Raw genomic sequence first — 24,422 nt, forward strand, 5'->3', positions numbered from 1 at the left:
GTCAGTCACTCCTGCCATCTTCGATGGTGGGTTGGGGGGTGCCCATGAGACGCTGGTAAAGTTCACCGAGCAGGAGCGCGATCATGAGCAACGCGGAAATCATCTGTATGAGGTAGATGTAGGAAAAGCTCATCTGAAAGGTGCTGGCCATGATGCCGGCCGTTCTGTCCATCATGTTCCAGGCTCCAGCGACGAGCATCAGCAGCACCAGCACGCAGATCACATCCGCTACGCTGGCGATGATGTTGCGCACGGAAGGGCTCAAGATGTCGGTCACGATGGTGATGCGAATATGTTCCTGGTAGCGCAGCGCGAGCACTGACCCCAGGAAAATTTCGGCCAGGAAGAGATAGCGCGAGGCTTCATCGGTCCAGGACACGGCAATGCCCAAGGCATAGCGTGAGATGACTTGAACAGCCATGATGATCAGCATCAGCGCGAAAGCTGTCATCACAACCCCGGTCAGCAACTTCCAGAACAGATCAAGTGCACGGGTAACGCGTTCCGAGATTTTCACGGGCGCCTCCGGGTGATGTGCATCGGAATGGACGAGCGAGCGAACCGCCGAAAGTGACGGTTCGCCCTTTGCGGTTACTCGACGAGTGACAGGACGTAGTCACGCACCGCAGGATGATAGCTCTCGGCAATGTCGCGAATCGCGGGTTCGGCTGCGCTGCGGAAGGCGGCGACATCCGGCTCGACGATGGTCATGCCGAGTTCCTCAAGCTCCGCGTAGAGGTCGGCCTGGCCATTCGCGACCATGTCGTTACCCCAGCTGGTCGCTTCATCGATCGCACCGAGGATGATGTCGCGATTTTCATCGGAAAGCCCTTGGTAGAAGTCCTCGTTCATCAGCCAGTGAAAGAACGAATAGACATGCTCGGTGCGGTTGATATGGCTCTGTACCTCGTAGAGTTTGCCGGCATGGATCAGATCAACCGGGTTTTCCTGCATATCGATCACCCCGGTCTGCAGCGACGTGTAAACTTCGGGCCAGGCGATAGGGCTGGGCAGGGCGCCGATTTCTTCCCAAATCTGGATCCAGGGCGCGATCTCGGGTACCCGCATGCGCACCCCTTGAACGTCTTCTGGCGTTTCGACTGGGAAGTTGGACGTCAGGTTGCGCGGATTGCGTGCGGAAAGTCCGACCAGACGCATGTTGCCGTTGGCGATAAGCTGTTCGTTGAGCAGTTCGCCGGTCTCGCCGTTGTAGACCTCACGGGCCTCTTCGCTGGAGCCGTAGACGAAGGGCAGGTCGGCGGCGGCAAATTCCTCGGCATATAGGGTCATGGGCATTGAGCCACCCAGGGCGATAGCGTACTCGCCGTAACTGGCGCCCTCGAGGTGGTCACGTTCGCCGCCCACTTCGGTCCCCAGCAGGGTGATCGAGAATTCGCCGTCGGTCTTTTCTTCGATGCTCTCCTTGAGCCGTTCGCCCACCTTGAACATGGGATGCGACGGTTCGACGTGGATGGCAATGGCCAACTCCTCGGCTGAGGCCGTTGTTGTCGTGCCAAAGGCCGCGAGGCCAACGAGGAAGATGCTGCTTGCTGTTATTGTCTTCATGGTACTTACCTCTTTGATGTCGTAGTGGCGTATTGATGTTGTTATGGCGTATCGGTGTTGCTTCATCCTGAAAACGGGCGGCTAAAGGCCCGCAACGCGACCGCAAGGTCGGGTTCCTGTTTAGCGTATTCCTCCAGCGATATTCCGCGGGAGGTGGCGTCCCAGGCGGCACGAATTCCGCGGCAGCCAGAGGCGACTCCATCGGGGTGGCCCATGATGCCGCCGCCGCAGGTGTAAATGAGATCCGTCGACTTGAGTGCCGCGAACGTAGCGGGTACCTGGTGGATCGTTTGTGCCGACGAAAAAACCGGCATTGCACGATCGTCGCGGTCCGGCGCTTCGAGCAATGGGGTCAGGCAGGCGCGGGCGGAGTCGATCACCGAGGCATCGGCCTCGGCAAACTTGCTGCCGAGACCGTTGACGTGCAAGTGATCGGCACCGGCCAGGCGCAGTAATGTCTGGTAGGCGCGGTAATCGATGCCCAACTGCGGATGGCGGTAGAAAAGGCCCCACCCATTGCGGTGACCATGAATCGGTAGCTGGGCATGACGCCTCAGTGCCGTCAGCGACCCCATGCCGATCCAGTTGACGCTGGCCATGACACAGGTACCCCCATGGTCGCGGACCAGGTCATGGCGCTGGCGCATTTCATCGAGGTCGCCAGTGATGTTGAAGGCATACATGGGCTTGCGCCCGGTACGTTGAGCGTGTTCCTCGATCACTCGCATCACCGCAGGGACCCGCTCGGCTAACGGCGAATAGGGGGGATCTGCAATCAGCTCGTCATCCTTGATAAAGTCGATGCCGGCTTCCACCAGTTGCTTGACCAGTGCGGCGGTTTCCTCGGGGGATAGGCCTACACTGGGCTTGATGATGGTACCCACCAGCGGGCCCCGGTCGACGCCTGCCAAATGCCGCGTGCCGGAAACCGAAAACTGGGGGCCGGGCATTGCCTTGATGAACGCATCGGGCAGTGCGATATCCGTCAACCGGAAGCCGGAAAGTTCCCGTAGCTCAGTGAGGTTGCCAAGAATCGTCGCCATCAGGTTGGAAAGGCTGGCCCCGATATTCTCGAGCGGCCATGACAAGGTGACATCCGCCTGCTGGTAAGTGTCACCGGATAAACAGCCAGGCAGTGAGGGCGTATCACATGCCGTCAGCGCGGTGACCGCGTCTACCCTGGCGGCATGGCGTTCGCGCAGGGCATCGGTTTCTCCGGCCAGCTTGAGAAACGTGCCGGAGGACTGCTCGCCAGCCATCGCCAGGGCCGCCCGCTCTGGATCAAGCGGCGTTTCGATGCGGTAGCTGGCGCTGATGCGCGGCATGTCAACTGAAGATGGCTGGCTCGCCATTTGCGTACTCCTCACCAACTGGTTCGAATGGCTATTCAGAAAGCTAGCACTGGTGATTTGGTAGCGCTACCATTTTTTTCATCATAGGATAAACTTCCAGGAACGCAAACTGGGATAGATAGGAGAAGGGTATGTCAACCAACAAGACGGGCGTGCGAGAACGTCGACGTCATCAAGGTGATAACCGTGTCACGCTCAAGGACGTAGCGAGGGAGGCAGGGGTCGCGCCGATCACTGTGTCGCGCGCCCTGAATACGCCCGAGAATGTCTCTGCCGGTTTGCGTGAGCGTATCGACAATGCCGTGTCCGCACTGGGCTATGTTCCCAATCTGATCGCCGGCGGTCTGGCCTCGGCAGGCACCCGAGTGATTCCGGTGGTGGTGCCGTCACTGTCGATATTGACCTATATCGAGGTAATCCATGGCATCCAGCAGACCCTTGAACCCGCTGGTTATCAGGTGCTGTTGGGCTCCACCGATTTTGACCTGGAACGCGAGGCCTCCCTGGTCGATACGGTGCTCGGCTATTCGCCTTCAGGGATGATCATGACCGGTCTCCGGCATCGCGAGAGCGCTGAACGTCGGCTGAAGGCCTGGGGACGACCTGTGGTCGAGATCATGGAGTTGGGCGAGACCTGCATCGATATGAACATTGGGGTTGAAAACACCGAGGCGGGGGCCTGCATGGCCAGGCATCTGGTCGAGCAGGGCTATCAACGTATTGCCTTTCTGGGAACTGGCATGGCGCACGATTATCGTGCCCGCCTGCGGTATGAAGGGCATCGTCAGGCATTGAAGGCAGCTGGGATAGAAAGTGACGTGCTATTTCAGGATGACCAGCCTTCGTCGTATGAGGTAGGGCGGAAACTGTTTCTCGAGGCGTTGGACGCACGTCCTGAACTGCAGGCGTTACATTTCGCCAACGATAATCTGGCGGCCGGGGCCATTCTGGAAGCCAATCGGATTGGCGTACGGGTGCCCCAGGATATCGCCATCGGTGGATATCTGGGGTTGTCGTTGGGTGAGCACCTGACGCCACGCCTGACAACCGTGACCGTGCCCCGCTACGAGATGGGCGTAGAGGCCGCGAAAATGCTATTGGCGAAGTTGGAGGGCGGATCGCCCGCTTCATCGAGAGTTGATATAGGCTACGAGCTTAAGGTGCGAGAGAGCACCTGAGCAACCAGGAAAGGGGGGCTAACAATGACAAGACCACTGGTTGCCTTTTATGGCGACGATTTCACCGGTTCGACGGAAAATTTGGCGCAGTTCTGCCGCCATGGATTTCGTGGGCGACTGTTTTTCTCCACTGCAGCGCCCGAGACGATCTTTGACATGGCAACGGAACTGGATGTGGTAGGGCTGGCGGGGACGGCTCGTGGGTTGACGCCGTCGGCAATCACCGCCGAGGTCGAGCCGGCCCTTGCAGTCATCGAGTCGATCGCCCCCAGGCTAATGCAGTTCAAGATCTGCTCGACATTCGATTCATCACCGACGGTGGGCAGCATCGGGCATGTAATGGAGCTGGCCCGTCGGCGCTGGCCGGGCTGTGCTCTGCCGGTGATGCCCGCTACCCCGGACTTCGGGCGATACACCGCATTTTCCCACCTGTTCACCCGCTACCACGGCGAGATCTGTCGGTTGGATCAGCATCCAGGCATGGCTCATCACCCCTCGACCCCGATGAACGAGGCGGACTTGCGTCGTCATCTGGCTTCGCAGACGACAATTGCGTCGGCGGCGGTCACACTGCTCGACTATCGTCAGGCGGGCGGCGGCTGGGAGACATTGTGGTCGGCCGTTGAGTCAGAGCGTTTCGTGGTCCTTGATGCCACCAATCAGTCCGAGCTGCAACACGCTGCCGAGTTGATCCTGCGCCTGGCCGAGCACCGTCCTACGCTCGCGGTTGCTGCCCAGGGGCTGGCAGATGCCGTGGGCCGTTCCTTGACCCGCGATACGGTGGAGCGCCACCCGTTGCCGACCACCTATCAAGGCGTGGCGCGGTTGCTGGTGCTATCCGGCAGTTGTTCCCCCCAGACCCGCATGCAGTTGGCGCATTTCGAGTCGCAGGGCGGTTGCGTTCTACCACTGCAGCCCGAAGAGGCGATGCGCGATGCGCCTGGCGTGGCCCGACGGCTGTCCCGCCAGGTGATGGCTATGTTCCGAGAGGGTCGTGATGTCGCTGTGGCGACCACGCGCAGCGACACGGATGTCATTGCTGACCTTTCAACCGAGCGACTGGCGACGGTCGTTGGCGAGGTTTTCGCTCGACTGACCCGCGAGCTGAGAGAGGCAGGCGATCTTCATCGTGTTGTTTTTGCGGGTGGTGATACCTCGAGCCATGCCATGCGGCAACTCGGGGCAGATGCCCTGGAACTGGTGGCCTTCGATGAGGCTCAGGGAGGCCATCTGTGCCGGCTGGTAGCCACCGACTCGCCGGTCGACGGGCTGGAGGTAGTACTCAAGGGCGGCCAGATCGGCGGGGAGGAGCTACTGGTGCGCGTCAAGCGCGGCACGGCCTATCCCGATGCATGAGGGAGACGATGATGTATCCGGTCCGACCAATCTGTCTCGAAAACAGCTTGGCGAAGTGTCATGACGGACGCCTTAATTGCTTCCGTACGGTGCCTTTTGGGATAGATGGAAGGGTGTATGATCTATGAGGGCATACAGCGCTGCTTCTCTATCCATAAAGTGCTTCCCAGTGAATGCCACTTTCAACTTGCTGATCCAAATGAAGTGCCTTCTCAATGTGATGTAAGTGATGCAGCATCAAGTCGATGGCTCGTTCTTCATCACGTTCAGCTATCGCGTCCACAATCATGGCATGCTCATCTTCTGGACAAGCGGGCGTCTGAGGCTCGTCGAAAAGAGCAATAATCAAGCAGGTCAGAGGACAGAGTTCCGCCATCAGTTTTTCAATGAAGCTGTTACCGCTAAGGCGAGCCATCAACATATGAAACTGGCCTGACAGCCGAATGATGCGCCGCCGATCTCCAAGCCGGCGTGCCTCGGTTTCCTCTTCTAAATGAGCCCGCAACTGTGCCAGGTCGTCGGCGCAGGCGCGCTTGATGACATTACGTACGATCTCCGGCTCTACCAATCGACGGGTGACAAAAAGGTCTCTCGCCTCGTCGGCCGTGGGGCGCGTCACGTAGGCCCCCTTGTTGGGGTGCAGGGTCACAAGCCCGTCTTGTGCCAGCAATGTCAGTGCCTGACGAATCTTCGTTCTGCTCACGCCGAAAGCACTGGCTAGTTTTTCTTCCACTAATTTGATGCCTGGGGGTAGCCGGTGCTCCATTACCGCATCCGTTATCCGCTCGGCTATCTCATCAATGGCAAGTTTTGCAAGGGATGTGTCCATAAAGGTTCCTGTATTTTCACTAGCCGTAAGATACGTATGAATGGGGTCGGCTTTCAATCAAAAGTGCGTCTGGTACGACTGCACTGTTAATGGGCGTTTGCATTTTTATCGCACAAAATGAGTGCGATATATTTTCAAAAATATTGTATGCAATATTGTATTAACTATTTTAAATAATATAAAGAACAATATTATTATCCTTTATATTCATTTATTTACGACAATAAATGGCTGATGTCGGTGTGATGAAAATGGGCTTGGCATGCTAGTTGCTGACTTAATCTCAGGTGGCCGAGCTCTGAGTGCCCAGGCTGTCCTTACTAAAACGGCTGGAGATTTCATCATGTCCCATAGCAAATTTTTGAAGGCGGTTCCTTTTTTGGCGGCGGGTATGCTGCTGTCACCCTCGCTCCTGGCGGCGGAACAACTGCGAGTGGCAGGTAACTTTCCGACGGATCATTCGGTCTCTCGCGCCATGGAAATATTTAAAGAGTATGTCGAAACGGAGTCCGAGGGCGAGATCGAGGTCGATCTTTTTCCCGCTATGCAGTTGGGCGGTGCAACCGAAAACGTTGATCAGGTGCGCTCCGGTAGTATTTTTGCGGTCTTTACGTCGATTGCTTACTTCAGTAGGACCGTGCCGGACTACGAAGCCGTCAGTTTGCCTTTCCTGTTCGACAGTCGTGAGCAGGCCTTTGAAGTTATGGACGGTCCCGTCGGTGAGCATCTGGACCAGGAGATGGCAGAGCTCGGCTTTGTCAACCTGGGTTACGGCGAGCTCGGGTTCCGCCACGTGACGAATAATTTGCGCCCGATTACGTCGGTTGAAGACTTCGAGGGCATGCGTATTCGTCTGCAGCCCAATGAGGTCCACCTTCAGACGTTCCGAGCTCTGGGGGCTAATCCGCAATCGATGGATGTGTCAGAACTCTACTCGGCCCTTCAGCAGGATGTGCTTGATGCACAGGAGAACCCCTACAACATTATTGCAAGTCGTCGCTTCCACGAGGTCCAGGATTATCTCTCGGACAGTGGTCACTTTTATGACTTTATCAACGCGGTGGCGAACAAGAATAGCTATGACGCCCTCTCTGATGAACATCGCATGCTAGTGGACGAGGGTATGCAAGCGGCAATGGAGTGGCAGCGTGAAGCGGCTGCGGCGGAAGAAGAAGAGTGGCGTCAGATGCTTATCGACGAGGGCATGGAGTTTACATCGATCCCTGATGAGTTGCGCGCCGAACTTCGCGAGGCGACCTCAGGGGTGGCGGATACGCTTGCCGAGCGGGTCGATCCTGAGTTCCTCGAGCTGGTGATGCAAGAAGCTGAAAGCGCTAAGTGAGACGAGCTATGACGCCTTCTTCCTCTGAAAATCGCCATGATGAAAAACGCGGGTGGGGGCCAATGCCCCCGCCGGTATCTAAACGCTTTAGTTACTTTAAAAAGCTGATCGAGCAATTGGATGTCGCCACTTACTGGGCTGTTGTGGTGGTAATGGCGTTGATGACTGTCTTCATCTCTTTGCAAGTTTTTTGGCGCTATGTCTTGGGTTCATCAATAGATTCAGCCAATGAACTATCAAGGCTGTTCTTTGTTTGGGCAATTTTTTTGGCCATTCCCCACGGGGTGAAACACGGCGTTCATGTCGGCATTGATCTGTTTGTCATGATGATGCCGGAAAGACGGCGAGAGCAGTTGTTTCGACTTACCGCAGGCCTGTCAGCATTGCTGATGTTGATGGTGATGGTAGGCAGTTACACGGCAACTGTTGATGGCTGGAATCAGTTGATGCCGACGTTGCCCGTCACTTCTTCTGTTTACTTTATCGCCGTTATGGTTTGCGGCGCCCACGCTTTCCTCCATCTGACATTGCTCGCTTGGGGCGGTTCGGCCACCTGGGAGGTCAATAGACCATGACTTGGTTAGCTATCAGCCTGTTTCTCGGATTGGCGGTATTGGGTATGCCGCTGGCCTTTGCCATTGGGGTAGGGGCTTTGGCATCACTTTTCCTGCTTGATTTTGAATTGGTCGTGATGCCACAGCGCATGATGCATGCCGTCAACAGTTTTCCCTTGATGGCGATACCCCTGTTCATGCTGGCCGGTGAGCTGATGGTAAAAGCGGGCATCATGGATCGTCTTATTGCTTTTGCCAATAGCCTGGTGGGCCGCATGCATGGAGGGCTCGCCCACGTGACCATCACATCAGGCACCATTTTTGCTTCGGTAAGCGGGGCAGCCGTTGCCAGCGCCAGTGCGATGGGCAGCACATTGGTCCCGTCACTGCGCAAATATTATCCTGATGCGTATTCGGGTGCGGTTATCGCGTCGGCGGCTAACCTGGGGCCTGTCATCCCACCCAGTAATGCCATGATTGTTTATGCCCTGATGGCCGGCTCATCCGTGTCAGTGGGTGGTCTCTTCATGGCCGGCATCGTCCCTGGCCTCATGCTGGCCGTGGGCTTCATGGCCATCGCGAGCTGGATTTCCTGGAGACGTGGCTACGAACTCACGGGTGAGTCTTTCAATCTGTGTAATGTGGCCCATCAAGCCCGGCGTGCCCTAGTCATTATCATGATGCCGGTCATCGTGGTAGGTGGCATTGTCGGCGGAGTCTTCACGGCGACTGAAGGGGCGGCCATTGCGGTTGTTTATTCGGCATTCATCGGCTTTGTCGTGACTCGCCGTCTTCATTTTGCCGATCTTCCCGGGTGTCTTTACCGGGCCGCGGTGACGTCAGCCATGGTGGGGGCGTTGATAGCGTTCGCCTCCGTACTCACCTTCGTTTTCACCATCGAGATGGTGCCGGTGATGCTGTCGTCATTCATCCAGTCATTAACTAGCGATCCCTTGACGTTCATTCTGCTGACCATGGTGTTGCTGGTGGGGATCGGCATGCTGGTCGAATCCAACGCGGCCTACATCATGCTGGTGCCCCTGTTTGCGCCCGTGGCGCTTGTCTACGGTATCGATCCTCTCTATTTCGGCTTTTTGTTCATGTACAACCTAGTGGTCGGCATGATGACGCCGCCTGTTGGGGTGCTGTATTTCGTGATGAGCGGCATTACCAAAGTGCCGATGATGACACTCGTCAAGGAGTCGCTGCCTTTCGTTGCGTTTCAGTTTGCGATCCTTGGTCTGTGCATCGCCTTTCCCCCGATCGTTACCGGTCTTCCTCGTTTACTTGGCTACTGATGGCTCCAGGAGTAATAAATGGAAACACCGCCTTTATTTAATGCGACCTATCCCGCCGACCTGGTGATCCATGGTGCCCGCGTCATCACGGTCGATCCGGTTCTCGGGGAAATCGAGCGTGGTCGTATCGTCATCCATGCGGGTCGGTTGGTCGAAATCGGCCCCGACGATCCTGCCAAGCCGCTACCTCCCGCCCGTCGAACGCTTGACATGCAAGGTCGGGTTGTCACCCCGGGGTTCGTCAATGTGCACACCCATACCATTCTCAGCATGGTGCGCGGCGTCGCCGAGGATATGGGATTTGCCCCGGCGTATACCCCGGGGGTACCCCATGGCCATGAGGTCAGTGAAGAAGAAGCGGTGGCTCTGGCCCGATTGGGCGCGGCAGAAGCCCTGTTGTTCGGCTCCACACTGATCAACGATAGCTATGTCCACGCCAACAAGACCCTGCATGCAATGGGCGAGCTCGGTATGCGGGTGATTACATGCGGTCGGATACACGATGTGGACTTCAGCCGGGTGCATGAAGGTATCTGGGAGCACCGAGCCGAGATCGGCGAGACGACATTGGCCGACGCCGTCGCGTTGCATGATCGCTGGCAGGGCGGCATGGACGGTCGGCTGGGGGTTGAGCTGGCTGCGCATGCGCCGGATACCTGCTCCAAGGAACTGCTGACGAAAGTGGCAAAGACAAGCGAGGCATTGGGCGTCCAGGTCAATGGCCACCTCTCCCAAAGCCTCAAAGAGAATCGTCGTGTTCAGGAGCGCGACGGCATGAGCCCGACCGAGCTGCTCGATGACGTCGGTTTGCTGGGCTCTCGGTTCACCGCGGCGCACTGCATGTATGTCAGCGATAGCGATATCGCAAGAATTGGCGCCACGGCGACCAATATTGCCCATGTACCGCGAGGCAATGCGACCGGTGGTCGTATTGCCCCGACGACGCGTCTGCGTCAGGCCGGTGCGAACCTGGCGCTGGCCACTGACAACATGCACGCCGATATGGTGGAGGTGATGCGCTGGGCGCTGATCATGGGGCGCGTACAGGAGGGCGAAGTCAATGAGACGTGGCAGCCGCATCATGTCGTCGAGATGGCAACCCTGGGAGGTGCCAAGGCACTCGGGCTCGACGCTGAGCTCGGGTCACTCACGCCTGGCAAGCGCGCCGACCTGGTGGTGTTTGACTTCCGTCGGCCACACCTTGTGCCGCTAATCAATGCGATGGGCAACCTGGTTCACACGGCCCAGGGGCGAGATGTCGAGTATGTGGTTTGCAATGGCGAGGTTGTCGTTGAAGGCGGTGAGCTGAGCCGTGCCAATACATCAGTCTTGCTTTCTGATGCCCAGGGCGCCGCTGAGGCGCTTTGGCAACGCGCCCGGGCGCAGGTGTAAAGGAGAGCCTGATGAAGCTTTTGATTGTCAATCCCAATACTTCCCACAGTGTTACCGAACTGATTGGTAATGAAGCCAGGCGCAGCGCATCGCCTGACACCGAGCTGACATTGCGCACCGCGACGTTCGGCGTGGCTTATATCGAGACGCGGGCGGAATCGGCGATCGGTGCCTACGCCGTCATGAACGAGCTGGCCGAGCATTATCAGGGTCACGATGCTGCCCTGGTCGCGGCATTTGGGGATCCCGGCCTGGAGGCTGCCCGGGAAATGCTGCCGATCCCGGTCGTCGGGCTGACGGAGAGTGCTCTCATGAGTGCCGCGATGCTCGGTGGCCGCATCGGGATTGTGGCCATCTCCCGCCGTATTCGCACCTGGTACAGCGAAACCGTCGATCGTTACGGCATGGCGTCACGACTGGCGGGTATCCGTTGCCTGGACGAGCCCCTGCATGACATTGGCGCCGTGCAACAGGAGAAAAGTGAGCAGCTGGTGGCGCTATGCCAGGCAGCCGTGCATGAAGATGGCGCAGATGTGCTGATCATTGCCGGCGCGCCGCTGGCCGGTCTGGCGCGCCAGGTAGAAAGCCATATTCCTGTGCCGATCGTTGATGGGGTGAGCTGCGCGGTTCGCCAGGCCGAATTACTCACGCGGCTGAATCCGCGCCCCGCAGAGGCAGGCAGCTATGCGGCACCGCCGACCAAGCCTTGTCAGGGCCTCTCGAGCGCTTTGGCGGCGCTGGTGGGGCGCGAGTCGATGTCATGAGCCATTCCATTTATCAACTTCGCATGAGCAGCCGAGAACTGAGCTTTATCGCCGAGACGCACCCTGACGCGCCATGCAGTGTCGATGCCCTGTTACGCCTATTGCCCTGGCAAACGCAGATGGTGCATGTGCGGTGGAGTGGGGAAGGGGTTTGGGTGCCGCTTGGCGATAATGACTTTCAACTCCCCTGGGAAACGCCCACCCGCTATCCGGCCGTCGGCGATGTGCTGTTTTACCCCGGTGGCTACAGCGAGACCGAGATTCTACTGGCTTATGGCCCTTGTGCGTTTGCCAGCAAGCTTGGACCGATTGCTGGCAACCATGTCATGACGATCATCAAGGGCATCGAACATTTGCCGGAACTCGGTCGTCGCTGCCTCTGGGAAGGGGCGCAGCCGTTGACGGTGACGCTTCTCGAATCCTCTGTCCATCAGGAAACCACACCATGACCCGTATCCGCTTCGGGGTGCTGACGCCTTCGTCGAATACTGCGTTGGAGCCGCTTACTTCTGCCATGTTGAGCCAGCTGCCCGACGTAAGTGCCCACTTTTCCCGGTTTACCGTCACCCAAATCGCCCTGAGTGAGCAGGCGCTTGGTCAGTTTGATAACCAAAACGTGCTCGTGGCGGCGAGCATGCTCGCCGACGCACGCGTCAACGTGGTCGGCTGGAGTGGAACCTCTGCCGGCTGGCTGGGGTTTGACCATGACGTCACGCTCTGTCGACGCATCAAGGAAGAAACCGGCATTCCGGCAACCACGTCGATGCTGGCCCTCAACGAGATTCTCGAGACCTATGAACTGCAGCGCTTCGGGCTGGTGACGCCCTATACCGGCGACGTACAGACCCGAATTCGCTCCAATTACCGCGATGCTGGTTTCGAGGTGGTCGCCGAGGACCATCTCGGCATCAGTGAGAACTTTGCTTATGCCGAGGTCTCGCCGGAGACCCTCACGGCACAGGTCAGGCGAGTGGCCGAGGCTGGCGCGCCAGCCATTGTGGTCGCGTGTACCAATTTGTATTCCGCGCATCTGGTCCCTCAGTGGGAGGCTGAATTTGGGGTGCCGGTGCTCGATACCACCGCCACCGTGGTGTGGAAAATGCTGCAAATGACGGGGCAGGGCAGCGTTCCCGTGTCTGGCTGGGGCCGACTGATGCAAGGAGAACTGGACCAATGAATGATTTTGATAAGGTGATTCGTCATGCTCGCTGCGCCACGGCGGCGGATGTCTTTGAAGCCGACATCGGTATTCGTGACGGCATTATCGTGGCGTTGGGCAAGGGGTTGGCGGCCGGTCGGGAGGAGATCGATGCCGCCGGCCGGTGGGTCTTGCCCGGTGGCATCGATGGCCATTGTCATTTGGATCAGCCGACATCGGACGGCTCTCGCATGGCCGATGATTTTCTGACGGGCACTCGCTCGGCCGCCTGTGGTGGTACCACGACGGTGTTTCCTTTTGCGCTGCAGAAGAAGGGGCAGAGCCTGAGGTCAGCGGTAGACGACTACCATCGACGCGCTGAGGGAAAGGCCTGCATCGACTATGCCTTTCACCTGATCGTGACTGACCCGTCTCCTGAGGTGTTAGGGGTCGAACTGCCTGCGCTGATTCGTGAGGGTTACACCTCTTTCAAGATCTACATGACCTACGACGATCTGAAACTGGCTGACCGGGAGATCATTGATGTGCTGGCTGTCGCTCGAGAAAACGGCGCCATGGTCATGGTGCATGCCGAGAATGCGGACTGCATTGCCTGGTTGACCGAGCGGCTTCTGGCTCAGGGGCATACGGCACCACGCTATCATGCCGAGGCCCGTCCCATGCTGGTCGAGCGTGAAGCCGCGCACCGGGCCATTGCCTATGCCGAGTTGGTCGATGTGCCGATTTTGATCGTCCATGTGTCCGGCCGTGAGGCCGTTGAGCAGGTGCGCTGGGCGCATAGTCATGGCCTGCGGATCTATGCCGAGACCTGCCCGCAATACCTGTTTCTGACGGCGGATGACCTGGGGATCACGGATGACGAGACGCATGGCGCCAAGTGTATCTGCAGCCCCCCACCCCGGGATCGCGCCAACCAGCAAGTGGTCTGGGACGGTCTCGAGAGTGGCGTCTTTCAGGTGTTTTCCTCTGATCATGCCCCCTTCACCTTTGCCGGCCCCGAGGGCAAGTTTGCCGCAGGCAACGATGCCAGCTTTGATCGTATTCCCAACGGCATTCCGGGGTTGGAAACCCGCATGGCGCTCCTTTTCAGCCATGGCGTCGAGACCGGTCGTCTGTCTATTCAGCAGTTCGTGGCCCTGACGGCCACGAACGTGGCACGCATGTACGGCCTTTATCCGCGTAAAGGCTCGATTGCGGTGGGCGCGGATGCGGATCTTGTGATTTGGGATACCGGGCTTGACCGCAAGATCCGTAATAATGACCTGCATCACGCGGTGGATTACACCCCCTATGAAGGAATTCCGGTGAGTGCCTGGCCAGCTACCACGCTGTGCCGCGGTGAGGTGGTGTGGCGCGATGGTGCCTATGCGGGGGTGGCAGGCCGTGGGCAATTCCTGCGCTGTGATTTGCCGGGACCGGCACGCCCCAAACCCAGACCCGCAGGTGGCAGCCCATGGTCGACCTGATGAACACGGTGCTTTCGCGTCGCTCCACTCGGCTTCTTGAAACGCTGATGGGGTTAGGAACACTTGCCGCCGGGCTGGTCTTCCTTCGCATTGTGCATGCCCCGACGGCTCCCTACGGTGATCCTGGTTATATTGGCTCGGCTGCCTTCTTTCCTGGACTGATGGCGCTTCTGGTCGCGGCCCTTGGCGTTGTGCTGATGCTGATGGCTTGGCGACCTCAACCGCCAACACCCATCAAAACTGGGAGAACGTCCCGCGCGCTGTCGGCTTACGTTTTGATGGTCGTTGTGGCCATCGGACTGCCGTGGTTGGGAATCTGGCTGACCAGCATGCTGGCAGTTCCGCTGCTGGCGTTGCTGTTTGGCGAGCGGCGCTGGTACATCCTGTTGATACTTGCGATTGTGCCGCCAGTGCTTGTTATCCACCTCTTCGAGGGCGTGATGGGAATCTACTTCCCCCGAGGAGGCTGGCTGTGATCGATTTTTCGATTCTCCAGCAGGGCTTGGCCATGCTGGCATCGCCATGGACTTTCCTGGCTCTATCGGGAGGGTTGGCGGGAGGCATCCTGATCGGCGCATTACCAGGGCTTACGGCGACCATGGCGGTCGCCGTCCTGGCGCCTTTTACGTTCTTCATGGACGCCACCATTGGCATACCGTTCTTGCTCGGGATCTATAAAGGGGCCATCTACGGTGGGTCGATCCCCGCCATTTTGGTTAATACCCCGGGGACGGCAGCTGCGGCGGCCTCGGCGCGAGACGGCTATGCACTGACGCTGCAGGGTAAGTCCCGCAAGGCGTTGGAGTTGAGTCTGTTCAGCTCTGTCGTGGCCGATCTTATGGCGACACTGGTTTTGATTGTGGTGGCGATTCCGCTGGCATCGATCGCCATTCGCTTTGGTTCACCTGAATTCGCACTGCTCTATCTCATTGCCCTCACCATGATTGCAACCGTGAGCGGCGGGAACGCAGCCAAGGGGTTAGCGGCGGCCGGCTTGGGTCTGCTGGTGGCGTGTATCGGGCTGGATCCAATGTCTGGCTATCAGCGGTTTACCTTTGGCAATATCGATCTGCTGGCGGGAGTCTCACTGATTCCCTTGATGATCGGCATGTTCGCGCTCAGTGAGATATTGATGCAGCTGACGCATCCACCAGAAGGTCAACAAACGGCTGGCGACGTTGAGCATGGTGGAGAGCGGCTACGTTGGGCTGAATTCTGGGTATTGCGGCCGACGATTCTGCGTTCGACCTCACTAGGCACCTTTCTCGGTTCGCTGCCGGGGCTCGGCGCTGAAATTGCCTGCTGGATCGCCTATGGTCTGGCGCGGGGCCGCTCCCGTGAGCCCGAGCGCTTTGGTGAAGGGTCGCTTGAAGGCCTTGCCGCTGCCGAAGCGGGTAATAATGCCGTGGTCCCTTCAGCGCTCATCCCCATGACCGTTTTCGGTATTCCAGGCGACACCATTACCGCCGTGCTTATCGGTGCCCTCATGGCTCAGGGAATGATGCCAGGCCCACTGCTGATACAGCAAAACCCCGGTTTTCTGTTTGGTCTTTTTATGGTGCTTTTGGTGACCAACCTCCTGTTGTTGGTGTTCGGCCTATTCGCCATTCGCTGGCTAAAGCAGGTGACGCGTATCCCGAACGCTGTGCTCTATCCCTGTGTTTTGCTGCTCTGCGTTTGTGGTGCTTATGCCGTCAATTCGAGCACTTTTGATCTTCTGATTCTGGTGTTTGGGGGTGGGGCGGGGTACCTGATGCGCCGTACCGGCTTTCCCATCGCGCCATTGATCATCGGTTTGTTGCTGGGCCCGGGTTTCGAGAGTGCATTACGTCAATCCCTGGTGTTCTCCAACGGTAGTCTGGCGATCTTTTGGTCACGCCCGATCAGTCTTGTTCTTCTCTGTCTTCTGGTCTTGGTCATTGCCTTTCTGGCATGGCGAGGGCTGAAGCCCAAGGGCGCCACTCTCAGGCTCCCATGGTCCCGTCGCAAGAAGCCACATAACGCCAACGGAGGCGACTCATGAACCATAAAACTCTTCCTCTCACACTTTTATCGGCATCCCTGGCTGCTGCCAGTCTCACTGCTGCCAGTACGGTGCTGGCACAAGAGAGCCACCTTCCCGATGAACCGATTCGTTTTGTCACCCCGTATCCTGCCGGAGGGTCCCACTCACTTCATGCCGGCATCATCACGGCCGTAGGCGAGGAGTTTCTTGGGCGCTCGCTCATCTCGGTGATTCGCGGTGGCGGCGGCGGGGCAGTGGCCGCCGCAGAAGTGGCCGGTAGCACGCCCGATGGCACCATGCTGCTGTTCGGCGATCCTACCATCAACTCGCTACGGCCTCAGGTAGAAGATCTGCCCTATGAAATGGATGACTTCGTGCCTGTCGCGCGCATCAACTATAGCCCCGCTATCTTTGTGACCACGCCGGAGCAGCCCTTCCAGACCATTGGTGAACTGGTTGAGCATGCGGGTGATCATCCTGATGAAGTGATTTATAGCTCCGACAACCGCAACGGCTTTACCTATACAGTGTTCGAGATGCTGAAAGGCGCCGCCGATGTTGAGATGCGCGGTGTGGAATTGGGCGGTGGCGGCCCAGCTGTGACCCAATTGTTGGGGGGCAATACCATGGCCTATGCTGGCGCGCCCAGTGTCGTCGGTGAACATTTGGAAGCGGGCACGCTAACGGGTCTGTGTGTGACCGATATCGAGCGCCAGGAGGCTTATCCGGATATCCCGACGTGCCAGGAAGAGGGCTATGATGTTGTCTTTCAGTTCTGGCGTGGCGTGATGGCGCCGGCGGGTACGCCCGATGAGGTAGTGGCCGAGCTTAGCGATGGCTTCGAGCGCATGACCCAGAACGAAGGGTTCCTGCGGCTGATCAGCCAGATTGGCTCTGATATCCAGTTTCAAGGACACGAAGCGTTCGCCGAGTCGCTGGCTGCCGAGCAGGCTGCCCTGCGCGAGGCCTATCTGGGCGAGTGATCTATCATACTAGGGAGACAGCCGATGCCCCCTAACGGGGGCATCGGCTGTAGGTGCTATGACCAAACTGACATTGCTGGGGCTTAGGGCGCTGGCCGAAGATGGACTTCATGTGCTTCCAGCGCCTGTCGATATCGTTATTGAAAACGGCGAGATACGCGACGTTCGCCCAACGGGCAGCGCCCCACCTGAAGGTGAGCCCGTAGATGCCCGGCATACGTTCGCAGTACCGGGGTTTCTCAATGGCCATCATCATTCCCATGAAAACTTTCATAAGGGGCGTTACGATCGTTTGCCGCTTGAGCTTTGGATGAATTATGTGCGTCCAGCTAAGCCGTTGCCGCTCACCGCTGAAGATGTCTACCTGCGGACCTTGGTGGGCGCCAGTCAGGCGCTGCTCTCGGGCACCACCTGCATCGTCGATGACTTCAACGCCTCGCCGGTGCTGCATCCAGAACATATCGAGGCGGCGATGTCAGCCTATGAGGACATTGGCATCCGCGCATTGCTGGGACCGACGCTTTTTGATGTTCCTTTCCATCAGAGTGTGCCCTTCATCCACGAGGAGTGTAGCGACGACACGTTGGCCAGTTTGGCAACCGTCAAGGCCACGCCTCCCTCCGAGTACCTGCGTTTTGTTGAAGAGCTCGCGGCGACTCGCCATCCAGATGTAAACCGGGTTGGCGTCCTGCTGGCGCCTTCAGCACCGCAGCGCTGTAGCGATGGTTTTCTGCGCCAGGTGCGCGAACTTGCCGACGCTACCCAATTACCGGTAATCATCCACGTTCAAGAGACGCGCCTACAGGCCGCTTCCGCCTGGCATGAACGCGGGAAAACCCTGTTTCAGCACCTTGACGATCTGGGGTTTCTGGCACCCGGTACGTCCTTGATTCACGCCGTTTGGCTGACGCCTGACGACATTGCACGTATTGCCAGAAGCGGTGCCAGTGTTCAGCACAACCCTAATAGCAACTTGAAGCTGGGCTCTGGGCTCATGCCGATGCGTGCCTTGCTGGATGCAGGCGTCAATGTGAGCCTGGGAACAGATGGCTGTGGCTCCCTGGAGTCCACCGACATGTTGCGAGTTGTATCCAACACAGCCTTGATACATAAGTTACGCGGCAACGACTACAAACGTTGGATTGGCGCCGAAGAGGCACTTTATGCCGCCACGGAGGGCGGCGCCAAAGCCCTTGGCATGGAAGGCCGGCTAGGACGGATTGCACCAGGTCAGCGCGCCGATCTGGTGCTCTATCGTCTGGATGGTCCCGCTTTTACGCCGCTTAATGATCCTCTACGTCAGCTGGTGTTTGGTGAGAGTGGTGCGAGTATCGATTCGGTCTTTGTGGAAGGTGAACGCGTTGTGGCGGATGGCCAACTGACGCGGCTTGATCAGCGCGCCATTTCTCGGCGGATCGAGCAGGCAATGACACGACTGAGACCTGCCATTGGCGAGGCAGAAAAACAGACAGAAAGGCTTCGTCCCGCCTACGAGCGTATCTGGTCACGCTGCCAGTCCCTTCCTTTAGCGCCGGGTACCTTGTCGGCTCGACTGGACGATGTGTGAGCGAGGCATGGTTTTGGGCCCAGGGTGTCGGCGGCTTGGCTGCTTTAGCGGGTATTCTGGCGTTCCAGTGTAGACAAGATGTGAGAATGCTCTTGCTTCTGTCTGGCTCCTGCCTGGTATGGAGTCTGCATTTCATGCTGCTGGCTCAGCCCACGGCCGCTCTGCTCAATCTGATCACCGCGGTACGTAACCTGGTGGGTATTCGATATCGAGGCGCTTGGTTGGCTGCCCTTTTCATCGGTCTATATCTTATTTCAGGTGGGCTAAGCTGGCAGAGCAGTTGGGATTTTTTGCCAGTCTTTGCCGTCATCATAGGGAGTATGGGGATTTTCTTTCTTCACGGCTTACCCAGGCGTAGCGCTTTGTTATTAGGGAGTGTTCTCTGGTTGGTTTTTAATCTGCAGGCTGGGTCAGTGCCTGGTGTTATGGTGATGGGGGCTGACGCAGTATCTAACATGTATCGTATAGCTCGCTGGAAGAAGTGAATCATAATAGGATCATGTGGTTATTGATCTATATTCCGCTTTGGTCTGTAGATTCCAACGTCGTTATGGGGACGCGCATTTGATCCGGAATGCAAAGGCCCACTCATCGAGGCCGTCTGCTCATCAAGCACCATATTCCGGCCACGATCCTTGGCCTCATAGAGCAGTTGGTCAGATCGTTTTAGCAGCTCTTCGACAGACGCAATATCCTCGGACATTTCCAACACGCCACCACTGATGGCGACAATAAAAGGTGTATGGTCATGGCCAAGAAACTCGGCCTGATTGACCATCTGTCGAAGGGTTTCCGCAATCTGGGTGGCTTCCTTCTCGGTGGTGTTAGGCAAAATGACAAGAAATTCCTCGCCGCCGGTGCGAGCTACAATATCTGTGGTTCTTAATCGATCTGCCATCAATCCGGCGATTTTGGACAATACGTTGTCACCCACCAAATGGCCGTGATGATCATTGATTTTCTTAAAATGATCGACATCAAGGCTGATCAGCGAGAAAGGCGACTGATACCGCTGGTAAAGCTCCATGGCGTCGTTGAGGGCCTGCGTCAGGTAGCGCCGATTAAACAACCCTGTCAATTCATCGGTAATGGACAGGCGAGCCAGTGTATTTTCCAATTGTTTCTGGTCATCAATGTTTATCGACATGCCATGCCAGACGAGCTTGCCAAAGGGGTCTTGGATGGGCCGCGCAACCGCCCGGAACCATTGTTCGGCGCCATCTATTACCATTCGAAATTGACAGGACGCCTCCGATAAAGACCTGTAACAGTTTTGTACGGTAGCATGGACTTCTGACGAGTCGAGTGGATGAACCCTATCGAAGAAAGCCGAGGCATCTTCCTCAATGGCTGTACAAGTGATGCCAAAATAGGCGTACGAACGTTCACTGACATAAGTGAAACGCAGGGCGTCCGGTGAGTCCATTTCAAACGAGAAGAGTATTCCAGGCACGGAGGCCGCGAGATGGGTGAAGTGCTGTTGGGATTCCTGCTCGCTGGAAACGTCGATATGCGTCCCCATCATCCATTCGGTGGGGGTGCCGTCTGCCTCTTTTACCAGCATGCCGCGGTCCTGAATCCAGCACCAACTACCGTCCTTGCGTCGAACTCGGCACAGGCATTCATAAAAAGGAATTTTGTTGTCCAGATGCTGACCGATCAATTCATAGGAGCGCATCAGGTCGTCGGGGTGGCAAAGCTGGTTCCAGGTTTCAATGGAAAGCGGTTGAATCTCATCCAGGGTGAAGCCCAGCATGGTCGCCCACCGCTCATTGAAAACCACGTCCCCGGTTCTGATATTCCATTCCCAGGTGCCAGCTCGTGTGCCGTCTATAATGGCCTTCAAACGTAATTCGGCTGAAAGATTCACGGTGAACTCTCCTCCTTTTGACGCCATAAGCGTCTGATGCTTTTGCCTGGAGAAAAACGTTCCGGTCCATCATCGCCCTTTGAAATCATGTGTTTTTCCGGTCTGCGTTTGGCTAAGCCACTGCGTTGCCTCAGGTTCTTGTTCATTCTTGGACAGTTATTGCCCTGATCGGCCCCTGCTGCCTGTAAGAGAGCAACGTTAAAACGCCCAGTCAGTGTTAAGTTCAATGAATTCACTAAGCCCAAATATAATTTCATCGTTGAGCTTTGCTGACACTCCCCGCCCGCCGCGCTTCGCGCTTTGGGCGAGGGTTCTGAGGTCACCCACAGAACCTTCCTGCTTCTACACGCCTTCACTAGACAGCGGCTAGACCGCTGTCCCCGCTCCAGTCGCTCCACAGGCTAACCCCGCCAGTCCGGCGGTTCGAATATTGTTAGCTGCGTTGATGTCGCGGTCGATGGGGTTACCGCAACTGCCACAGCGCCAATGGCGCTGCGAGAGCGGCAATTTTTCCACCTTGTGGCCGCAGCCATGGCATAGTTTGCTGCTGGGGAACCACTGGCTGACCCTGACCAACTGCCGACCTGCCCAGGCGGCCTTGTACTCAAGCTGGCGGACAAACTCTCCCCAGCCTGCATCGCTGATGGCCTTGGCCAAGGAGCGGTTCTTGATCATACCGATGATGCTCAACGACTCGATGCACAGCACTTGGTTTTCGTTAACGAGTGCGCGTGTCGCTTTGTGGAGAGCATCGCGGCGGCAGTCCACGATCTTGGCATGCAGCTTCGCCACTTTCTGACGCTGTTTGTTTCGGTTGTTCGAGCCTTTCTGCTTTTTCGCCAATCGGCGCTGCAAGTAGGCCAGCTTGGCTTCATAACGTTTCAGATGGCGCGGATTGCCCAATTTTACGCCGTCGCTGGTGATGAACAGGTCAGCCAGGCCAAGGTCAATACCTACCGTCTTTGACGTGACTGGCAGCGTCTCGGGATCGAACGCGCACAAGCAGCTGATGAAATAGCGTCCGGCGCGGTCTTTCGAAATCGTGATACTGGAGGGTGCGCTGGGCAGCGGGCGACTCCAGCGGATCGGCAATGGTGCCGTGGTCTTAGCGATGGTGATCTCGCCATCCCGATAACGAAAGGCGGCCTTGGTCAATCGGATCGACTGCCGACCGTTCTTGCGCTTGAAGCGCGGATACCGCGCTTTGAGCTTGGGGTTGTTGAAGTTATCGAAGGCGGCTTTTTGATCGCGCAGCGTCTGCTGCAAAATCACGCTCGATACTTCCTTGAGCCACGAAAACTCAGCCTTCAAGCCCACCAGGCGCCTTTCAGCCGCTGAGTGCGATACCGACTCGCCAAGCAGCTGATACGCCTCAGTGCGATAAGCCAAGGTGTTGTTCCAGACAAAACGAGCACAACCGAACGACTGCGCCAGCAATGCCGCTTGCTCGGGGGTGGGATAAAATCGCTCTTTGTAGGCACGCTTTGTCATACTGGAAAAATATCAGGGGTTTGGGCCTAAATCAACCTGGCACCGCGTTGCGGTGCGCGCTTATATCACCGCCCGATTGGGCGATGCTTTATGCGCTGTTTGGTAAAAAAGCTGGATTAAGTGCTCTCACCCAGTTGAAGCTTGAAACCGACATCATGCTGACGGCGGACAACATTTTTACCGCTTAGCCGACGGATCAGCTCTTTGGCGGCTAAACGGCCCATTTCTTCCCGGGGGGACAGGATCGTGGTCAGTTGGGGAGTGACGTGCTGTCCAAGCGGCAGGCCATTGAATCCGGCAATAGCGATATCCTTGGGGATATTAAGCCCCCGGCGTTGGGCAGCAAGCAGTGCGCCGGCCGCAAGGTCATCGTTGGCGAAATGAATGGCTTTAGTATTGGGGTGTCGAGCAAACACCTGGTCAAGGCTCTCGGAGCCAGCCTTTAGACTTCCCAGGGTGTCGAGTTCGACCAGTGGCGCGTCAATGCCATTGGCTTGCAACACCGCTTTATGCCCTTCATAACGCATGCTGGCCCGGTAATCCTGCGCGAGTTGTGCGCCCACATAAACAATATCCCGATAGCCTTTATCCACCAAGTGGCTGGCCATACAGCGGCCTGCAGCGACGTGATCGAGACCGACATTAAGGTCCATGCCTTTGCCCAGTTCCATCACTTCCATGATGGGGTGATCCCAGTTCGCCAGCAGTTTATGACAGGCCTTGTTATGGCGAAGTCCGGCAGTGACCAATGCCGAGCAGGACCAGCCCAGGAAGGTGCGCACTAACTGATACTCGCGATCCAGGTCGTAGTCGGTATTACCCAGCAGTATCTGATAGCCCTCGGCTTCCAGCGTTTCCTGTAACCCCTTGATGACTTCAACAAACACGCTATTGATCAGTGACGGCACGATGACGGCAATCAACCTTGAACGAGAAGAGGCCAGGCTCCCGGCGACCAGGTTAGGCACGTAGCCCAGGCGTTCCACGGCCTCTAAAACGTTGCGTCGGGTTGTGTCGCTAACCTTGGCCGGGTTGTTGAGTGCTCTCGATGCCGTAATCGGCGATACGCCTGCCGATTTGGCGACTTGGGTGAGCGTGATCTGGTCGGAGTGGCGTCGATTTTTAGCGGTATGTAAGGAATCTTTAGACATTGGTTGTATGGACCTGATGTTTAGCTTGTCAATGTAAAAATAATAATCTAAAAAGAATGATAGCGCTATCATGACAGCGCTATCATACGCCTTGAAATGACGGGCGATTTAATAAATAGCACCGTGTTGATGGCAACCAACGCAACAAAAATTGAGGTGGCAGCCAGTGAGTCAAGACAATAAACAATCACTTCAAGTAGGCGTTATTGGCCTGGGCGCCATGGGGATGGGAACCGCCTCCACCTTGCACCAGCAGGGCTTTAACGTGACCGGGTGTGATATTTCCGCTCAGGCGCGCGATGCCTTTGCGGCAGCAGGCGGGCAAAGCGTGGCAACCCCTGCTGAACTTGCTCATTGCCATATTGTGTTGGTGGTTGTCGTTAACGGGGCGCAGGCGGAACAAGTGCTGTTCGGTGAACAGGGTGTGGTAAGCCACCTGGCGCCGGGTAGCCTGATCATCCAGTGTGCAACGGTGGCGCCCAGCCAGGCAAAACAGCTTGGTGAACGTTTGTCGGCCGCGGGCTTGATGCTCCTCGATGCGCCAATTAGCGGCGGTGCCGCCAAAGCCAAAAGCGGCGAACTATCAGTGATGGCGTCCGGGGCTGAGGAGGCTTTTACCTATGGCCAGTCAGTGCTCGACGCCATGGCCGCCAAGGTGTACCGCCTTGGCGATGCCCCAGGGGTGGGTTCCAGCATGAAGCTGGTCAATCAACTCTTGGCAGGCGTGCATATTGCCACCGCGGCTGAAGCGATGGCGCTGGGGATTCGCATGGGGCTCGACCCCGACGTTATTTACGAGGTGATTACCCACTCGGCAGGCAATTCCTGGATGTTCGAAAACCGGGTGCCGCATATTCTGAGTGGCGACTACACGCCGCTTTCGGCCGTGGACATCTTCGTTAAAGATCTCAATATCGTGCATCAAACCGGACGCGAACTATCGCTATCAACGCCGGTCGCCGCCAGTGCGCTGCAGCAGTTTACTGCTGCCAGCGGTGCCGGTTTCGGTCGCGAAGATGATTCGTCGGTGATTAAAGTTTATCAGCGGTTATCGGGTATCACATTGCCAGAAGCCGCCAACGACAACCAGGGAGCCTGA

At 57.3% G+C, this 24,422-nt stretch carries 23 protein-coding genes; 16 read left to right on the forward strand and 7 right to left on the reverse strand.

What is annotated here, in order from left to right; all coding sequences use genetic code 11:
- Position 1: 1 nt before the first annotated feature.
- The 3 genes from B7L15_RS01695 to B7L15_RS01705 all read right to left on the reverse strand — a co-directional run bounded on the left by B7L15_RS01695 (position 2) and on the right by B7L15_RS01705 (position 2,918).
- Positions 2–517, reverse strand: a complete 516-nt coding sequence (locus B7L15_RS01695) for a TRAP transporter small permease (RefSeq protein ID WP_066318125.1) — start codon at positions 515–517, stop codon at positions 2–4.
- 74 nt (positions 518–591) lie between these two features.
- Positions 592–1,566, reverse strand: coding sequence for a TRAP transporter substrate-binding protein (locus B7L15_RS01700; RefSeq protein ID WP_085917333.1), 975 nt, complete (start codon positions 1,564–1,566; stop codon positions 592–594).
- 62 nt (positions 1,567–1,628) lie between these two features.
- Positions 1,629–2,918: a ribulose-bisphosphate carboxylase large subunit family protein gene (locus tag B7L15_RS01705; protein ID WP_254902828.1), complete on the reverse strand. Its 1,290-nt coding sequence runs from the start codon at positions 2,916–2,918 to the stop codon at positions 1,629–1,631.
- Positions 2,919–3,049: 131 nt separating this feature from the next.
- On the opposite strand from B7L15_RS01705, the gene B7L15_RS01710 reads away from it, so the two are divergent.
- Entirely contained in the window at positions 3,050–4,096 is a 1,047-nt protein-coding gene (locus tag B7L15_RS01710) for a LacI family DNA-binding transcriptional regulator (RefSeq protein WP_085917334.1), read from the forward strand.
- Positions 4,097–4,120: 24 nt separating this feature from the next.
- Positions 4,121–5,452 carry a four-carbon acid sugar kinase family protein gene (locus B7L15_RS01715; RefSeq protein WP_085917335.1) on the forward strand — a complete coding sequence of 444 codons (1,332 nt, stop codon included), beginning with the start codon at positions 4,121–4,123 and terminating at the stop codon, positions 5,450–5,452.
- Positions 5,453–5,600: 148 nt separating this feature from the next.
- Here the strand turns inward: B7L15_RS01715 and B7L15_RS01720 are convergent, their stop codons facing one another.
- The gene (locus B7L15_RS01720) at positions 5,601–6,281 is read right to left on the reverse strand and encodes a GntR family transcriptional regulator (protein ID WP_085917336.1); all 681 of its coding nucleotides are present in this window, start codon (positions 6,279–6,281) and stop codon (positions 5,601–5,603) included.
- Positions 6,282–6,624: 343 nt separating this feature from the next.
- Between B7L15_RS01720 and B7L15_RS01725 the strand changes: the two genes are divergently transcribed.
- From B7L15_RS01725 to B7L15_RS01785, 13 genes are read left to right on the forward strand one after another with little or no spacing between them, the layout of a single operon-like run.
- Positions 6,625–7,623, forward strand: coding sequence for a TRAP transporter substrate-binding protein (locus tag B7L15_RS01725; protein ID WP_085917337.1), 999 nt, complete (start codon positions 6,625–6,627; stop codon positions 7,621–7,623).
- Positions 7,624–7,631: 8 nt separating this feature from the next.
- The gene (locus tag B7L15_RS01730; protein WP_085917338.1) at positions 7,632–8,198 is read left to right on the forward strand and encodes a TRAP transporter small permease; all 567 of its coding nucleotides are present in this window, start codon (positions 7,632–7,634) and stop codon (positions 8,196–8,198) included.
- The gene (locus B7L15_RS01735) at positions 8,195–9,475 is read left to right on the forward strand and encodes a TRAP transporter large permease (RefSeq protein WP_085917339.1); all 1,281 of its coding nucleotides are present in this window, start codon (positions 8,195–8,197) and stop codon (positions 9,473–9,475) included. Before B7L15_RS01730 ends, B7L15_RS01735 begins: the two co-directional genes overlap by 4 nt.
- Positions 9,476–9,493: 18 nt before the next feature.
- Positions 9,494–10,867 carry an amidohydrolase family protein gene (locus B7L15_RS01740; protein WP_085917340.1) on the forward strand — a complete coding sequence of 458 codons (1,374 nt, stop codon included), beginning with the start codon at positions 9,494–9,496 and terminating at the stop codon, positions 10,865–10,867.
- A gap of 11 nt (positions 10,868–10,878) precedes the next feature.
- Complete coding sequence (locus B7L15_RS01745) at positions 10,879–11,631, forward strand: aspartate/glutamate racemase family protein (RefSeq protein WP_085917341.1); 753 nt, start codon at positions 10,879–10,881, stop codon at positions 11,629–11,631.
- Positions 11,628–12,080 carry a DUF3830 family protein gene (locus B7L15_RS01750; protein ID WP_217807967.1) on the forward strand — a complete coding sequence of 151 codons (453 nt, stop codon included), beginning with the start codon at positions 11,628–11,630 and terminating at the stop codon, positions 12,078–12,080. The genes B7L15_RS01745 and B7L15_RS01750 overlap by 4 nt, the downstream gene beginning before the upstream one ends.
- Positions 12,077–12,808 carry a maleate cis-trans isomerase family protein gene (locus tag B7L15_RS01755; RefSeq protein ID WP_085917342.1) on the forward strand — a complete coding sequence of 244 codons (732 nt, stop codon included), beginning with the start codon at positions 12,077–12,079 and terminating at the stop codon, positions 12,806–12,808. Before B7L15_RS01750 ends, B7L15_RS01755 begins: the two co-directional genes overlap by 4 nt.
- Complete coding sequence (gene hydA / locus B7L15_RS01760; RefSeq protein ID WP_085917343.1) at positions 12,805–14,256, forward strand: dihydropyrimidinase; 1,452 nt, start codon at positions 12,805–12,807, stop codon at positions 14,254–14,256. The genes B7L15_RS01755 and hydA overlap by 4 nt, the downstream gene beginning before the upstream one ends.
- Positions 14,244–14,732: a tripartite tricarboxylate transporter TctB family protein gene (locus B7L15_RS01765; RefSeq protein WP_085917344.1), complete on the forward strand. Its 489-nt coding sequence runs from the start codon at positions 14,244–14,246 to the stop codon at positions 14,730–14,732. Before hydA ends, B7L15_RS01765 begins: the two co-directional genes overlap by 13 nt.
- Positions 14,729–16,279, forward strand: a complete 1,551-nt coding sequence (locus B7L15_RS01770; RefSeq protein ID WP_085917345.1) for a tripartite tricarboxylate transporter permease — start codon at positions 14,729–14,731, stop codon at positions 16,277–16,279. The genes B7L15_RS01765 and B7L15_RS01770 overlap by 4 nt, the downstream gene beginning before the upstream one ends.
- Positions 16,276–17,244, forward strand: a complete 969-nt coding sequence (locus tag B7L15_RS01775) for a tripartite tricarboxylate transporter substrate binding protein (protein ID WP_085917346.1) — start codon at positions 16,276–16,278, stop codon at positions 17,242–17,244. The genes B7L15_RS01770 and B7L15_RS01775 overlap by 4 nt, the downstream gene beginning before the upstream one ends.
- A 58-nt stretch (positions 17,245–17,302) precedes the next feature.
- Positions 17,303–18,811: an amidohydrolase family protein gene (locus B7L15_RS01780; protein WP_085917347.1), complete on the forward strand. Its 1,509-nt coding sequence runs from the start codon at positions 17,303–17,305 to the stop codon at positions 18,809–18,811.
- Positions 18,808–19,296 carry a YgjV family protein gene (locus tag B7L15_RS01785; RefSeq protein ID WP_176243613.1) on the forward strand — a complete coding sequence of 163 codons (489 nt, stop codon included), beginning with the start codon at positions 18,808–18,810 and terminating at the stop codon, positions 19,294–19,296. Before B7L15_RS01780 ends, B7L15_RS01785 begins: the two co-directional genes overlap by 4 nt.
- Before the next feature lie 20 nt (positions 19,297–19,316).
- On the opposite strand, the gene B7L15_RS01790 is transcribed toward B7L15_RS01785, so the two are convergent.
- The 3 genes from B7L15_RS01790 to B7L15_RS01800 all read right to left on the reverse strand — a co-directional run bounded on the left by B7L15_RS01790 (position 19,317) and on the right by B7L15_RS01800 (position 23,323).
- The gene (locus B7L15_RS01790; protein WP_176243614.1) at positions 19,317–20,681 is read right to left on the reverse strand and encodes a sensor domain-containing diguanylate cyclase; all 1,365 of its coding nucleotides are present in this window, start codon (positions 20,679–20,681) and stop codon (positions 19,317–19,319) included.
- Between the two features lie 366 nt (positions 20,682–21,047).
- Entirely contained in the window at positions 21,048–22,172 is a 1,125-nt protein-coding gene (locus tag B7L15_RS01795) for an RNA-guided endonuclease InsQ/TnpB family protein (RefSeq protein WP_085917350.1), read from the reverse strand.
- A 116-nt stretch (positions 22,173–22,288) separates the two neighbouring features.
- Positions 22,289–23,323 carry a LacI family DNA-binding transcriptional regulator gene (locus tag B7L15_RS01800; RefSeq protein ID WP_254902829.1) on the reverse strand — a complete coding sequence of 345 codons (1,035 nt, stop codon included), beginning with the start codon at positions 23,321–23,323 and terminating at the stop codon, positions 22,289–22,291.
- 151 nt (positions 23,324–23,474) lie between these two features.
- Between B7L15_RS01800 and ltnD the strand changes: the two genes are divergently transcribed.
- Positions 23,475–24,422: an L-threonate dehydrogenase gene (ltnD, locus tag B7L15_RS01805; RefSeq protein ID WP_176243615.1), complete on the forward strand. Its 948-nt coding sequence runs from the start codon at positions 23,475–23,477 to the stop codon at positions 24,420–24,422.

It is taken from the genome of Halomonas sp. CSM-2 (assembly GCF_002119345.1).
Lineage (GTDB): Bacteria > Pseudomonadota > Gammaproteobacteria > Pseudomonadales > Halomonadaceae > Vreelandella > Vreelandella janggokensis.